This window comes from Xanthomonas boreopolis, from assembly GCF_046529185.1.
Lineage (GTDB): Bacteria > Pseudomonadota > Gammaproteobacteria > Xanthomonadales > Xanthomonadaceae > Pseudomonas_S > Pseudomonas_S boreopolis.
Map to the genome: position 1 here is coordinate 3,971,432 of NZ_CP097162.1, position 13,497 is coordinate 3,984,928.

The window sequence follows — 13,497 nt, forward strand, 5'->3', positions numbered from 1 at the left end:
CTGCTCTCTCCTGCAGTCGTTGAAGTGGTGGCCGTCGCCGGCCCTAGCCGCCCGGCAGCAGCTGCCAGTCGAAGTGGTAGTCCCACTGGTCGAAATAGAGGTTGCCGCCGCGCCATTCGGCCTCGCCGCGCTGCGAGTCGACGTCGTCGGAGCGGAAATGCGCCTTGGCCGGCCACAACGGCTGGCCGTAGTCGTCGTTGAAGGCGATGCGGAAGCCATCCAGGCCGCCGAAGTAGAAATCGCGCAGTGCCGGATCGTCGCTGTCGAGCGCGCCGGTGGTCACGTCCATCGGCACCCAGCCGTAGGGCGCCAGGTACAGCCAGCCCCAATCGTGCAGGTTCGCGTAGCCGGTGGCGTTGTCGGAGAACGTCCATCCGGACTGCCAGCGCGCCGGGATGCCGTTCATGCGCAGCAGCGTCATCAGCAGCAGGGTCTGCTGGCCGCAGTCGGCATGGCCGGCATGCAGCGCGTAGTCGCTGATGTTGCTGATCGTCGAGTACTCGCGTGCACCGGCCCAGGGGATGCGGTCCACCGCCGCGAACAGCTTGCGCGCGATCCGGTAGGGGTTGGTCTCCCCGCCCACGACCTGCCGCGAGAACGCGCGCAACGCCGGGGTGAACACGATGTGCGGCGGGCGCTCGGCCAGGTAGGGCCGCAGCGCGGGATCGGCCGGCGTCGCCTGCACCTTGCCAGGATCGATCGCGAAGCGGCGCGCCTGGATCGTCGCTTCGTAGCTCACCGAGAACTCGGTAGGCGTGCCGGCCACGGCCTTGCGCTCCAGGTAGGCGGTGCGCTGCATCGCCGTATCGGGCGCCACGCGCGCGTCGGCCGGCACGCTGGCGAGGAAGCGGATGTCGTCCTGCTGGCCCGGGATCGCGCGCGGATACGGGATCCAGGCACGGATCGTCTCGCCGGCCGGCACCGCGTCGGCCTTCACCGTCAGCGACTGGGTGATGCGCACCCGCTGCGGCAGCACGCTGGTCGCGCCCGGCCGCGCGGCCGCCGCCGCGACCACCGTGCGGTGATGCGGGTTCAGGCGTTCGTAGGGGCCGTCGGTCATCTTCGGCGCGTCCGGTCCGCGCCGCGCGCGCGCCGCCGCGTCGAGCCGGAACAGGTTGGAGGGCGCGCGGTTGAAATAGCGGCGCTCGCCGTCGATGTCGAGGTGCTCGAGCAGGCCGGCGGCATCCCAGGCCGCGAAATCCGAATCGCGGAAATCCGGGATCCACTTGCGCAGGCGCTGCTTGACCGCCGCCTCGTCGAGGCCGAAGTCCAGCCGCATCCGGCGCATGCGCTCGCGCTGGAACAGATAGGCGTCGCGCTGCGCCGCGCTCAGCCCGGGCTCGGCCAAGGCCTGCTCGATGCGCGCCTCGGCCTCGCGGAAGTGGCCGGCATCGACCCGCGCCACCAGCTCGGCCGGCGCCTGCGCCCCGGTGGCTCCCAACGGCGCCGCCGCCAGCAGCAGGGCGCAGCCCAGCGCACGGATTCCGCGCAGGGCCGGTGGGCAATGCTGGTCACGACGCAGATCCACGACGACACTTCCCCGGTGCAGGTGGTAACGGCGGTGTAACACGCACCGGCACCGCTGGTCAATAATTTATTCTTGCAATTACAGAAGTATCGAATAAATATTCTTGAACACGCTTCGGGGGCTGCCATGACGATTCAAGCGAAACCACGCCGCGGGATCCTCCGTTGGACGCGCGCGGCGGCCGGATGGCTGCTGGCCGCCTGCCTGCTGCCCGCCAGCGCCTGCCAGGCCGCCGTCCCGGCGCCGGCGATCGATCCGGCCACCGGCGTGGTGGCGGTCGCGCCCGCGCAGCTGTCGCCGGACTACTGGATCGCGCGCCAGCCCGAACCCGACCGGGTGATCCTCGACCGCGCCGGCATCGCCGCGCAGAACGCGCGCATGCGCGAACGGGACCCGGCCATCCACGACCTGCGCGCGCTGCCTTCGCCGCTGCCGGCGGCCTGGGTGCGCGAACAGGTCGGCAAGCTCTCCGCGCGTCCCGCACGCACGCTCTACGACGCGCAGGGCCGGCCTCTGGACGCGGCCACGCTCGACGGCCTGGTCGACGCGCTGGCGCTCGACGCCGTGCCCGCCGCGCGCCCGCTGCAATACGGGCTGGTGACGCGCCGCGCCGCGCTGCGCACCTTCCCCACCGCCCTGCGGGCGTTCAGCCGCGTCGGCGACACCGACATCGACCGCTTCCAGGAATCGGCGCTGTTCCCGGGCGATGCGGTCGCCGTGCTGCACGAAAGCCGCGACGGCCAGTGGCTGTTCGTCGCCAGCGAGCGCTACTTCGCCTGGACCGAGAAGCGCAACGTCGCCCTCGGCAGCGCCGAGCAGGTGTTCGGCTACGGCCGGCAAGGCCCCTACCGCGTCGTCACCGGCGCCACCGCGTTCACCGCCTACACGCCGGAACAGCCGCAGGTTTCGCGCCTGCAACTGGACATGGGCGTGCGCGTGCCGGTGCTGGCCGATTGGCCACCCGGGCAGCCGATCAACGGGCAGATGCCCTACACCTCATGGGTGATCCAGCTGCCGGTCCGCAACGACGACGGCAGCCTGGCCTTGGTGCCGGCGCTGCTGCCGCGCACCGCCGACACCGCCGCCGACTACCTGCCGCTGACCCCGCGCAACCTCGTCGCGCAGGCCTTCAAGTTCCTGGGCGAGCGCTACGGCTGGGGCCACGACTACGGCACGCGCGATTGCAGCGGCTTCGTCTCGGAGATCTACCGCAGCTTCGGCGTGCTGATGCCGCGCAACACCAGCGCGCAGGCGGTCAGTCCGGCGCTGGACCGCATCGCCTTCGACAAGCGCGACGGCAAGGCCGTGCGGATGGCGGCGGTGAAGCGCCTCCAGGTCGGCGACCTGGTCTACATCCCGGGGCACGTGATGGTCGCGCTGGGCCACGATGGCGGCCTGGCCTACATGATCCACGACACCGCCGGCGGCGGCTGGGCCGGCCCGGACGGCAAGCGCGTCGCCGGCCACCTCAACGGCGTGTCGGTCACCCCGCTCGAGCCGATGCTGGCCAGCGACACCAGCGACTACGTCGACCTCATCACCAACATCCAGCGCATCCGACCCCGCACCCACGAATGAAGATCACCGACATCCAGCTCGGCATGCTGCGCGTGCCGCTCAAGACGCCGTTCAAGACCGCCCTGCGCACCGTGGAAACGGTCGAGGACGTGGTGGTGCTGATCCGCACCGACAGCGGCCATGTCGGCCATGGCGAGGCGCCGCCGACGCCGCCGATCACCGGCGACACCCTGGGCTCGATCGTCGAGGCGATCGAGCGCCACATCAAGCCGCGCCTGATCGGCCAGGACATCGCCGACCTCAACCGCATCACCGCGCTGGTGCAGTCGTCGATGGAACGCAACACCAGCGCCAAGGCGGCGGTGGAGATCGCCGTCTACGACCTGTGGGCGCAACTGTACGGCGCGCCGCTGTACCGGATGCTCGGCGGCGGCGACCCGGTGATCACCACCGACATCACCATCAGCGTGGACCACATCGACAAGATGGTGGCCGACTCGCTGTCGGCGGTGGAGCGCGGCTTCGACTCGCTGAAGATCAAGGTCGGCAAGGACATCGGCCTGGACGTGGAACGGGTCAAGGCGATCCACGCCGCGGTCGAGGGCCGCGCCCTGCTGCGGCTGGACGCCAACCAGGGCTGGACCGCCAAGCAGGCGGTGCACGCGATGCGCGCGCTCGAAGACGCCGGCGTGGTGCTGGAACTGCTGGAGCAGCCGGTCAAGGCCGCCGACATCGACGGGCTCAAGTACGTCACCGAGCGCGTCAACACGCCGGTGATGGCCGACGAGAGCGTGTTCGCGCCGCAGCAGGTGTTCGAGCTGATCCGCAAGCGCGCCGCGGACATCATCAACATCAAGCTGATGAAGACCGGCGGGCTGTCCAACGCGATCCGCATCGCCGACATCGCCGGCCTGTACGGCGTGCCGTGCATGATCGGCTGCATGATCGAGTCGAGCATCAGCGTCGCCGCGGCGGTGCACCTGGCGGTGGCCAAGTCCGACGTGATCACCAAGGTCGACCTGGACGGCCCGTCGCTGGGCCAGTTCAATCCCGTCGAGGGCGGCGTGATCTTCAACGAATCGGAGATCAGCATCACCGACGCGCCGGGCCTGGGCATCCGCGAGATCCGCGGGCTGGAGATGTTGAAGCCGTGACCTAGCCGCGCCCGTAAGCCGCATGCTGCGAGCGCGCAGCGCAGCGCTGTTGCTGTTGCTGTTGCTGTTGCTGTTGCTCGTGATTTTGCTTTGAGCTTGTGACTTGCCAGGGCCCCTCCGCAGCGGCGGAGACAATGGGAAAAACCCGAAGGGCGGGACACATGGGCTCGCCGGAAAAGGCGAAGCACTGCTTCGCCCCGGCGGGCGGGCATTCGCCGCGCGGCGAATGCCCCGGGCTCGTCCGCGTAGCGGACGAGTGCGCCGTTTTCGGCCGCGACAGGAGGTCGCGTCCGAAAATCCCATTGACTCCGCGGACGCGCAGCACAGCTGCGGGCGCGAAGGTTGGTTACTTTTCTTTGCACATGCAAAGAAAAGTGACTCGCCGAAAGGCGAAAAAGCAGTTTCATCGACTACGACGCCGCTGCCGCGGAAGATAAGCAACAGCGATACCACCAAAACCGTTAGATTGACCCGATGCCACGCGGAGACCCCATCCCTCCCATGCCGCCCCTGGTGAAAATCCGCTCCGAGCGCGACGGCATGTCGGCGATCGAACGCCGCATCGCCGATTTCATCCTCGACAACGCCCACCTGCTGCGCGACTACTCGTCCCAGCAACTGGCCAGCGCCCTCGGCATCAGCCAGTCCAGCGTGGTCAAGTTCAGCCAGAAGCTCGGCTTCAAGGGCTACCCCGACCTGAAGTACTCGATCGGCGAGGCCGTCGCGCGCGCCGGCAACCCGGCGCCCGGCCAGGCCGCGCGCGAGGAGAACGGCGACGCCTACCACCGCCTCGACCTGGCCTTGCGCGAGAGCAAGGCCGCCTCCGAGGAAGAAACCCGCCTGCTCAACCCGCGGCCCGACGTCGAGGCCATCGTCGGACTGCTCGACCGGGCCGGCAAGGTGTTCGTCTGCGGCATCGGCGACGACGGCCTGTTCGCGCGCGAGTTCGCCATGCGCCTGTCGCTGCTCGGCGTGCTCAGCGTGCACCACGCCGACCCGATCCTGCTGATGTCCAACCTCTCCGCCGTGCGCGACGGCGACGTGCTGCTGATGTTCTCCGAATTCGGCCAGCTGCCCCAGCTCACCCACGTCGCCCGCGAGTTCAAGGCCGCCGGCGGCAAGCTGGTCTCGATCACCCGCCACACCGCCAACCCGCTGCGCGCGATGGCCGACGCCTCGCTCGCGGTCTCCGCGCACGACCCCGCCGCGCACATCGCGCAACTGCTCTATCGTGCCTCCCTGCAATACCTGCTCGACTTCGTGTTCGTGCTGCTGTGCCAGGCCAACCCGGGCCGACACCACGAACTGGCCACCAACCTGGCGCGGGTACAGCGCCTGCTCGAATCCTGACGCCCCGGAGCCCGCATGATCCGCCACGCCTTCCTGCTGCTGCGCCTGCTGGCCCCGCTGGCGATGCTCGCCTGCGCCCCGGCCCTGGCCGCCACCGCGCCGACCGCGGCCGCCCGGCAACTCGTGGTCGTGGTCACCACCGATTGGGACGCGCCCCGGGGCGAGCTGCATGCCTTCGAGCGGCAGGGCGACGGCTGGCGCGCGGCGGCCCCGGCGTTCGCGGTGGCGGTCGGGCGCAACGGCAGCGCCTGGGGCGACGGCGTCCACCCGCCGCAGTCCAGCGGCCCGCGCAAACGCGAGGGCGATGGCCGCAGTCCGGCCGGCGTGTTCGATCTCGGGCCTGCGTTCGGCTACGCCGACCGCATCGACAGCGCCATGCCCTACCAGGCGATGCGGGCCACGCACTGGTGCATGGACGTGCCGGATTCGCCGCTCTACAACCGCATCGTCGATGCCGCGCAGGTGGGCGCGGATGCGGTCGAGGGCTCCAGCGAACCGATGCGGATGGACCTGCACCGCGACGGCGACATCCGCTATCGCGAAGGCTTCGTGATCCAGCACAACCCGCGCGCCGTGCCCGGCCATGGCAGCTGCATCTTCGCCCACCTGTGGCGCACGCCCGGCGAGGCCACCGCCGGCTGCACCGCGATGGAACCGGCCGACATGCAGCGCCTGCTCGCCTGGCTCGACCCCGCGGCCCGGCCGCGCTTCGTGCTGCTGCCGCAGGCCGAATACAGGCGGCTGCAACGCGCCTGGGCGCTGCCGGCGCTGGAGGCCCGGCCATGAGCGCCCCCGCCACCGGCGACAAGCCGCAACTGCTGCGCGCGGTCAGCCGCTGGCAGATCGTCGGGCTCTCGATCAACGACGTGATCGGCAGCGGCATCTACCTGATGCCGGCGCTGGTGTTCCTGCACCTGGGCGCCTTCAGCCTGGCGTCGGTGGTGCTGGCGGGGCTCGCGGTCGCGCTGCTGGTGTCGTGCTATGCGCAGGCCGCCAGTTATTTCGACAAGCCCGGCGGCAGCTACCTGTACGCGCGCGAGGCATTCGGGCCCTTCGCCGGCTTCCAGGTCGGCTGGACCATCTGGCTGACCCGCATCAGTTCGGCCGCCGCGCTCGGCAACGCACTCGCCGATGCAGTCGCGCGGTTCTGGCCGGCCGCGGCCGAGGGCGGCGGCCGCCTGCTGGTGGTGGTCGGCTCGCTCGGCGCGCTGACCGCGATCAACGTGATCGGCGTGCGCTCGGCCGCGCGCACCGGGGTGGTCCTCGTGATCGGCAAGCTGGTGCCGCTGCTGGTGTTCGTCGCGCTCGGGCTGTTCTACGTCGATTGGGGGCAGGCGCTGGGCGGGCCGCGCCCGGACCTGCACGACTACGGCAATCTCGGCCAGGCCGCCTTGCTGCTGCTGTTCGCCTATGCCGGCTTCGAGAACATCCCGGCCGCCGCCGGCGAGTACCGCAATCCGCGCCGCGACGTGCCGTTCGCGCTGATGGTGATGATCGTCACCGTCACTTCGCTCTACGTGCTGGTGCAGGTGGTCGCGCAGGGCACGCTGCCGAACCTGACGGACTCGGCCACGCCGCTGGCGGACGCCGCCGCGCGCTTCGGCGGCGAAGGGCTGGCGCTGCTGCTCACCGTCGGCGCCACCATCTCGATCCTCGGCACCACCAGCAACACCGTGATGCTCGGGCCGCGCTTCCTGTTCGCGCTGGCGCAGGACGGCTACGGGCCGAAATGGGTGGCGGCGGTGCACCCGCGCTTCCGTACGCCGTACGTGGCGGTGCTGATCCAGTTCGCGATCTCGCTGGCGCTGGCGCTGAGCGGTTCCTTCGAGCAGCTCGCGCTGCTGTCGATGGTCACCCGGCTGCTGGCCTATCTCGGCACTGCCGCGGCGGTGCTGGTGCTGGCGCGCCGCTACCGCGACCGCAAGGACGCGGTACGCCTGCCGGGCGGCCCGCTGATCCCGGTGCTGGCGCTGTTGCTGACGCTGGCGCTGCTGGCCAGCGCGAGCTGGCAGAACCTGCTCGCCGCCGCCGTGGCGATCCTGGTGGGGACGGTGATCTACCTGTTCCCGCGGCGCTAGGCCCCGGCGCCCTCGCACGGGGCTCACGCCGCATCACGGGCCGGTAACCCCGCGCCGATGAAGGTGGCCGCATCGTCCCGATGCGGAGGAGCCTCGATGAAGACCCGCCGTGTCTACAGCGCACCCGACGTGGACACCGCACAGCGCGCGTTGCAGTCGGCCCGCGAGGCGGGCGTGGACAACGACGCCCTGTCGTTGATCGCACGCTCGAACATCGAGCTGCAGGCGATACCCGACGACCGCAAGGAAGCCAGGACGGATTTCCTGCCCGCGGCGTTGCGCGGCGCCGCGGGCGGCGGGGCCGCAGGCCTCCTGGCCGGGCTGGTCGCGGTGGCGGTCCCGCCACTCGGCCTCACCCTGGCCGGGGTCGGCGTGATGACCCTGGCCGGTGCCCTGGTGGGCACCTGGTCCTCGGCGCTGGTGGGCGCGACCGTCCCCGATCCGGTCCGGCGCCGCTTCGAGGGCGAGATCGAAGCCGGCCGCATCCTGCTGGTGGTGGACGCCGAGGACGACGTACTCGCGTCCGCCGAGCCGGCGATCCTGTCCGCCGGCGCCACCGCCTTGCCCTACGAAGCCGCCTCGGCCGCTACCTGACCGCGGCCAGCGCCCGCATCCGGCCCAGCAGGCCGATGCACTGGGTCAGCGAGTAGGCGACCAGCGCCGTGGCGAGCGCCAGCGTCAGCGGGCTGGCCTGCGCAGGCTGCTGCAGGCCGCCGGACAGCTCGCCCTGGCTCCAGCGCCAGGCCAGGCGCGCCAGCAGCAGCACGCTCAGCGCACCGCCGATCCACGGATTGGGCGTATAGCCGGGCACGCCGTCGCGCAACTCGACGCGGGTATGGCGCAGGGCCAGCAGGCCGAGCGCCACGCCCGCCAGCGCGCCCAGCGCCATGCCGGGCACGAGGCGCGGCAGCGCCCAGCCGACCAGCGCCAGGCACACGATCACCACGCCCAACAAGGCCACCCGGAACCAGGTGCGCCGCGGTTGCCAGCGCTGGTAGCCGAAATGGCGCCGCAGCCGGCGGTAGTACAGCCAGCCCACGCCGGCCATGGCCAGGTACGGCGTCAGCATCGTCAACGGTTGCGCAGCCATCGCGGAATCCTCGGGCGGTGCGGCGATGCTACGCCGACCGGCCGCCGCGCGCCCGCGGGCTTCATTGCGCCGTCACCCGTCCTGCCGCCGGGTTTAACCACCGGCCCTCTAGGGTGGAAGCCCGTCCTCGCGGAGGAATGCCGCCATGAATGTTTCCTACCAGGTCCCCGGGCGCGTGCCGGAAGACGGCACCCGCGAACTGGTGTCGCGCTACTGGCGCGAACGCTTCAACGGCGAGCCGTACTACACCGACGGCGAACTGTTCGAGGATTACGAGCCGGCCTACCTGGCCGGCCACGAGGCGCGCATCCGGGGCTCGGAGCGCGCCTACGACGAGATCGAACCGGAACTGCACCGCAACTGGGATGCGCAGCGCGGCCCGCGCTCGCTGTCGTGGAGCAAGGCCCGCCACGCGGTCCGGCGGGGTTGGGAGAGCGCCCGCGAGATCGCCGGGCAGGACGGCCGGCGCTGAGCCGGCCGGATCCTCCGGCTCAGTCCAGCGGCGGCGATACGCGCTGCGCCGGCTCGCCTTCTTCGCGCTGCGCTAGCGCGTCGCGGGTGTTCTTCTGCACGGCCACCGCACCGAACAGCGCCAGGGCGAAGGACATCGCGTAGAAGCCCTTCTCGCTCGGCAGCAAGGTGGCGTTGAACAGGCCGATCGCCAGCAGCACCAGCGCCGCGAGCAGGCCGAACCAGCACAGGGCGTAGTAAAGGGCGGTGACCGGCACGCCCTCCAGCCGGTCGCGCACGCTCTTCTGCAACGACACGGCGGCGAACAGCCCGAACAGCAGCAGAGTGAAGTAGTAGCCCTTCTCGTTCAGCTGCATCTGGGCGTTCCACAGGCCGACCAGGTAGGCCACGCTGCCCAGCAGCAAGGCGACCCACGAGGCGGCGATGAAGGCCGGCGAGGTCCGTGACACGTTCTGCATGATCGAAACTCCGTTTTCCGTGGCCGATGCCGAGGCCTCACGGGCCCGGCGGGGCGTGTAAGGTAAACCACCTCCCCTGCCGGCGCATCCGTCGCCGGCGTCGCGGCCGCCCCGTCCGCCAATCCATCCCTTGATTGCCTCCGGAGAGACCATGACCCGCGCTTCGATCATCGCCTTGTCCGCCCTGCTTGCCCTGTCCACCGGCGCCTGCGCCGCCGAAACGGTCGCGCCGGCCGCGGTGGCGCGCGCGCAATGGCCGTTCGCCGCCACCGAGTTCGGCAAATTCGACGAGCCCTGGGCGATGAGCTTCCTGCCGGACGGCACGCTGCTGGTCAGCGAGAAGCGCGGCGCGCTCAAGCGTTTCGACCCGGCCACCCGCCGTACCGGCGAGGTCACCGGCGTCCCGGAGGTGGCCTACGGCGGCCAGGGCGGCTTCGGCGACGTGCTGCCGCACCCGGACTTCGCCCGCAACGGCTGGATCTACCTGAGCTACGCCGAAGCCGGCGAAGGCGATACCCGCGGCGCGGCGGTCGCCCGCGCCAGGCTGGCCTTGGACGACGCCGGCGGTGGCGCGCTGTCGGACCTGCAGGTGATCTGGCGGCAGGTGCCCAAGGTCGAGGGCCGCGGCCACTACGGCCACCGGCTCGCGTTCGGCCCGGACGGCAAGCTGTGGATCACCTCCAGCGAGCGGCAGAAGTTCGACCCGGCGCAGGACATGGGCGGCAACCTCGGCAAGATCGTCCGCCTCGAGGACGACGGCCGGGTACCGGCCGACAACCCGTTCGCGTCCCGCGGCGGCGTGGCCGCGCAGGTCTGGTCGCTGGGCCATCGCAACGCGCTCGGCATCGCCTTCGACGCGCAGGGCCGGCTGTGGGTGCACGAGATGGGGCCGCAGGGCGGCGACGAGCTCAACCTGATCGAGCGCGGCGCCAACTACGGCTACCCGATCGTCTCCAATGGCGACCACTACGGCGGCCGCCCGATCCCCGACCACGACACGCGTCCGGAATTCGCCGCGCCGAAGATCACCTGGAACCCGGTGATCTCCCCGGCCGGTTTCGTGATCTACAGCGGCACGCTGTTCCCGCAATGGAAGGGCGATGGCTTCATCGGCGGCCTGTCCTCGCAGGCGCTGGTGCGGGTGGCCTTCGATGGCGAGCAGGCGCGCGAAGCCGAACGCTACGACATGGGCGCGCGCATCCGCGAGGTCGAGCAAGGCCCGGACGGCGCGCTCTGGCTGCTGGAGGACGAACGCGACGGCAGCCGGGGGCGCTTGTTGAAGCTCACGCCGAAGGCCCGAACCACGTAGGAGCGGCACGCGCCGCGACGAGCCTTGCCGGTGCCCGGCCCGCGAACCGGCCGTAGTCTCCCGCGCGCGCCGGCCCATGGGCCGGGGCGGACCTCGAGAGCGGTCTTTCCTGCACATGCGGGAGCGGCGTCGGCATTGTCCCGCTCCGGACCGCGGGCGCGGTTTACGCCGCGCCCGCATTGCGGCGCGGCGACCGCCCGCCTCACTCGGCGAGCAATTCGAACTGCACCGGCTCCCCGCTCTTCGACGAGGCGCACACCCACAGGTCGAACACGCCCGGCTCGGCGCCGGACTCGCCCTTGGGGTTAGTGAATGCCAGCGCGTGGCGGTCCAGCGAGAACACCACCTCGGTGCTCTCGCCCGGCTGCAGCAGCACCTTGCGGAACGCCTTCAGCTCGCGCACCGGCCGCACCCGGCTGGCGACGCGGTCGTGCACGTACAGCTGCACCACTTCCTCGCCGGCGCGGGCACCTGTGTTGGTCAGGCGCGTGGTCACCACCAACGTGTCGTCCCAACCCAGCTTCTCGCTGGACAGCCGCGGGACGCCGTACTCGAACGTGGTGTAGCCCAGGCCATGCCCGAACGGGTACAGCGGCTCGTTCGACATCTCGCGCCAGCGTGCCTTGTACTCGGACATCGTCGGCAGTTCCGGACGGCCGGTGCGCATGTGGTTGTAGAAGAACGGCTGCTGGCCGGTCGCCTGCGGGAAGCTGACCGGCAGGCGGCCGGAAGGGCTGTAGTGGCCGAACAGCACGTCGGCCACGCCATGGCCGGTCTGGGTGCCCAGGTACCAGGTCACCACGATCGCGGCGGCGTTGCGCACCGCGCCGGCCAGCGCCAGCGCGCGGCCGTTGCGCAACAGCACCACCACCGGCTTGCCGGTCGCCGCCACCGCCTCGGCCAGCGCCTGCTGCACCGGCGGCAGCACGATGTCGGTGCGCGACTGCGCCTCGCCGCTGTAGCGCTGCGGCTCGCCCAGCGCCAGCACCACCACGTCGGCCGACTGCGCCGCCAGCACCGCCGCCTGCAGGCCGCCGTCGATCGCCTCCTCCATCCCGCAGCCCGGCTCGATGATCAGGTCGGCCGGGTCGCCGATCGCCGAGCGCATGCCGGCCTCCAGCGTCACGTAGCGCGACTTGTCGCCGAACAGCGTCCAGCAGCCTTCGATGTTGTCGCGGTCGCGCACGAACGGGCCGATCAGCGCGATCTTCTGGCCGCTCGACCTCAACGGCAGCACGCCGCCTTCGTTCTTCAGCAGCACGATCGACCGCTTGGCCGCCTCGCGCGCGAGCAGGTCGTGCGCCGGGATGTGCGAGGCGTCGGCTTCGCGCGCCGGGTCGAGCGAGCGGTACGGATCGTCGAACAGGCCGATCCGCTCCTTGAGCCACAGCACGCGGCGCACTGCGGCATCGAGGGCTTCCATCGGCACCTCGCCGCTCTCGACCAGGCCCGGCAGGTGCGCGGCGTAGAACCCGCTCTGCAGGCTGATGTCCAACCCGGCCAGGAACGCCTTCCGGGTCGCGTCGCGGTCGTCGGCGGCATAGCCGTGCGCGACCAGTTCCATGTCGGCCGTGTAGTCGGAGACCACCACGCCCGGGAACTTCCATTCGCCGCGCAGGATATCGGTCAGCAGCTCGCGGTTGGCGCTGGCCGGCACGCCGTTGATGTCGTTGAAGGAGGTCATCACCGCGATCGCGCCGGCATCGAAGGCGGCCTTGAACGGCGGCAGGTGCACGTCGCGCAGGGTCTGCGGGGCGATGTCGACGGTGTTGTACTCCATGCCGGCGGCGACCGCGCCGTAGGCGGCGAAGTGCTTGGGGGTCGCCAGCAGCGAATCGGGCGCGCGCAGGTCCGTACCCTGGAAGCCGCGTACGCGCGCGACCGCGAACGCGGCGCCCAGCACGGTGTCCTCGCCGGCGCCCTCGGCACCGCGGCCCCAGCGCTGGTCGCGGGCGATGTCCACCGCCGGCGCGTAGGTCCAGTGGATGCCGGCGGCGGTGGCCTCGACCGCGGTGGCGCGCGCGGTCTTCTCGGCCAGCTCCGGCTCGAAGCTGGCGGCCTCGCCGAGCGGGATCGGGAACACCGTGCGCATGCCGTGGATCACGTCGGCCGCCAGGACCACCGGGATGCCGAGCCGGCTCTCCTCCACCGCCACCTTCTGGATCTGCCGCCCCAGCTCGGCGCCCACGCCATTGAACAGCGAGCCGACCCGGCCGGCACGGACCTGGGCCAGCACCTCGTCGGCATTGCGCACGTTGGCCTCCGGGTTCACGTCCGGAGCGAACGGCCGCACCATGTCGGCGAATGCCCCCAACTGGCCGACCTTCTCCTCGACGGTCATGCGGGCGATCAGGGCTTCGATTCGGTCAGCAGCAGCCATGGCTTCCTTGAGAAAACGTTTACATGGCCGCCGATTCTAGCCTTCCGGGCAGGCCAAGGGGTGAATTGTGTTCGCCTTTCCGGCCCCCGCCGGCGGGCGGCGGACGCAGGGCAACGCAGCCGTCCAGCATACGCTTACGCACTGAGCGGCATCCAGATGCC

General features: G+C 71.0%; 12 protein-coding genes. 8 read left to right on the forward strand and 4 right to left on the reverse strand.

The genetic code is table 11. The features are described from left to right. Nucleotides 1-43: 43 nt before the first annotated feature. The gene (locus M3M27_RS17835; protein WP_434026476.1) at nucleotides 44-1,528 is read right to left on the reverse strand and encodes a transglutaminase-like domain-containing protein; all 1,485 of its coding nucleotides are present in this window, start codon (nucleotides 1,526-1,528) and stop codon (nucleotides 44-46) included. Between the two features lie 126 nt (nucleotides 1,529-1,654). On the opposite strand from M3M27_RS17835, the gene M3M27_RS17840 reads away from it, so the two are divergent. The 6 genes from M3M27_RS17840 to M3M27_RS17865 all read left to right on the forward strand — a co-directional run bounded on the left by M3M27_RS17840 (nucleotide 1,655) and on the right by M3M27_RS17865 (nucleotide 8,222). After that, nucleotides 1,655-3,106, forward strand: coding sequence for an SH3 domain-containing protein (locus M3M27_RS17840; protein WP_434026477.1), 1,452 nt, complete (start codon nucleotides 1,655-1,657; stop codon nucleotides 3,104-3,106). After that, nucleotides 3,103-4,200 (forward strand): dipeptide epimerase, encoded by a 1,098-nt coding sequence (locus M3M27_RS17845; RefSeq protein ID WP_140726338.1) that lies wholly within the window; start codon nucleotides 3,103-3,105, stop codon nucleotides 4,198-4,200. The genes M3M27_RS17840 and M3M27_RS17845 overlap by 4 nt, the downstream gene beginning before the upstream one ends. Before the next feature lie 501 nt (nucleotides 4,201-4,701). Continuing rightward, on the forward strand, nucleotides 4,702-5,550 hold the full coding sequence (locus tag M3M27_RS17850) for a MurR/RpiR family transcriptional regulator (RefSeq protein ID WP_434026478.1): 849 nt from the start codon (nucleotides 4,702-4,704) through the stop codon (nucleotides 5,548-5,550). 15 nt (nucleotides 5,551-5,565) lie between these two features. Beyond that, nucleotides 5,566-6,336 (forward strand): L,D-transpeptidase family protein, encoded by a 771-nt coding sequence (locus M3M27_RS17855; protein WP_434026479.1) that lies wholly within the window; start codon nucleotides 5,566-5,568, stop codon nucleotides 6,334-6,336. After that, on the forward strand, nucleotides 6,333-7,628 hold the full coding sequence (locus tag M3M27_RS17860; RefSeq protein WP_140726329.1) for an APC family permease: 1,296 nt from the start codon (nucleotides 6,333-6,335) through the stop codon (nucleotides 7,626-7,628). Before M3M27_RS17855 ends, M3M27_RS17860 begins: the two co-directional genes overlap by 4 nt. Before the next feature lie 96 nt (nucleotides 7,629-7,724). Next, on the forward strand, nucleotides 7,725-8,222 hold the full coding sequence (locus tag M3M27_RS17865; RefSeq protein WP_434026480.1) for a hypothetical protein: 498 nt from the start codon (nucleotides 7,725-7,727) through the stop codon (nucleotides 8,220-8,222). Here the strand turns inward: M3M27_RS17865 and M3M27_RS17870 are convergent. Next, entirely contained in the window at nucleotides 8,215-8,718 is a 504-nt protein-coding gene (locus tag M3M27_RS17870; RefSeq protein ID WP_434026481.1) for a hypothetical protein, read from the reverse strand. The genes M3M27_RS17865 and M3M27_RS17870 overlap by 8 nt on opposite strands. Nucleotides 8,719-8,863: 145 nt before the next feature. Here M3M27_RS17870 and M3M27_RS17875 point away from each other — a divergent pair, with 145 nt between their 5' ends. After that, on the forward strand, nucleotides 8,864-9,190 hold the full coding sequence (locus M3M27_RS17875; protein ID WP_434026482.1) for a hypothetical protein: 327 nt from the start codon (nucleotides 8,864-8,866) through the stop codon (nucleotides 9,188-9,190). 19 nt (nucleotides 9,191-9,209) lie between these two features. Here the strand turns inward: M3M27_RS17875 and yiaA are convergent, their stop codons facing one another. Further along, the gene (gene yiaA, locus M3M27_RS17880; RefSeq protein ID WP_140726314.1) at nucleotides 9,210-9,647 is read right to left on the reverse strand and encodes an inner membrane protein YiaA; all 438 of its coding nucleotides are present in this window, start codon (nucleotides 9,645-9,647) and stop codon (nucleotides 9,210-9,212) included. A 151-nt stretch (nucleotides 9,648-9,798) separates the two neighbouring features. Between yiaA and M3M27_RS17885 the strand changes: the two genes are divergently transcribed. Further along, entirely contained in the window at nucleotides 9,799-10,956 is a 1,158-nt protein-coding gene (locus M3M27_RS17885; protein ID WP_434026483.1) for a PQQ-dependent sugar dehydrogenase, read from the forward strand. A 202-nt stretch (nucleotides 10,957-11,158) separates the two neighbouring features. On the opposite strand, the gene M3M27_RS17890 is transcribed toward M3M27_RS17885, so the two are convergent. Further along, nucleotides 11,159-13,336, reverse strand: a complete 2,178-nt coding sequence (locus M3M27_RS17890) for a glycoside hydrolase family 3 N-terminal domain-containing protein (protein ID WP_434026484.1) — start codon at nucleotides 13,334-13,336, stop codon at nucleotides 11,159-11,161. Nucleotides 13,337-13,497: the final 161 nt, after the last annotated feature.

Bases quoted from the DNA above. Each gene is read 5' to 3' on its own strand.
- M3M27_RS17855 (WP_434026479.1), top strand. From the start codon at position 5,566: ATGATCCGCCACGCCTTCCTGCTGCTGCGCCTGCTGGCCCCGCTGGCG.
- yiaA (WP_140726314.1), bottom strand. From the start codon at position 9,647: ATGCAGAACGTGTCACGGACCTCGCCGGCCTTCATCGCCGCCTCGTGG.
- M3M27_RS17890 (WP_434026484.1), bottom strand. From the start codon at position 13,336: ATGGCTGCTGCTGACCGAATCGAAGCCCTGATCGCCCGCATGACCGTC.
- M3M27_RS17885 (WP_434026483.1), top strand. From the start codon at position 9,799: ATGACCCGCGCTTCGATCATCGCCTTGTCCGCCCTGCTTGCCCTGTCC.
- M3M27_RS17870 (WP_434026481.1), bottom strand. From the start codon at position 8,718: ATGGCTGCGCAACCGTTGACGATGCTGACGCCGTACCTGGCCATGGCC.
- M3M27_RS17845 (WP_140726338.1), top strand. From the start codon at position 3,103: ATGAAGATCACCGACATCCAGCTCGGCATGCTGCGCGTGCCGCTCAAG.
- M3M27_RS17875 (WP_434026482.1), top strand. From the start codon at position 8,864: ATGAATGTTTCCTACCAGGTCCCCGGGCGCGTGCCGGAAGACGGCACC.
- M3M27_RS17865 (WP_434026480.1), top strand. From the start codon at position 7,725: ATGAAGACCCGCCGTGTCTACAGCGCACCCGACGTGGACACCGCACAG.
- M3M27_RS17850 (WP_434026478.1), top strand. From the start codon at position 4,702: ATGCCGCCCCTGGTGAAAATCCGCTCCGAGCGCGACGGCATGTCGGCG.
- M3M27_RS17840 (WP_434026477.1), top strand. From the start codon at position 1,655: ATGACGATTCAAGCGAAACCACGCCGCGGGATCCTCCGTTGGACGCGC.
- M3M27_RS17860 (WP_140726329.1), top strand. From the start codon at position 6,333: ATGAGCGCCCCCGCCACCGGCGACAAGCCGCAACTGCTGCGCGCGGTC.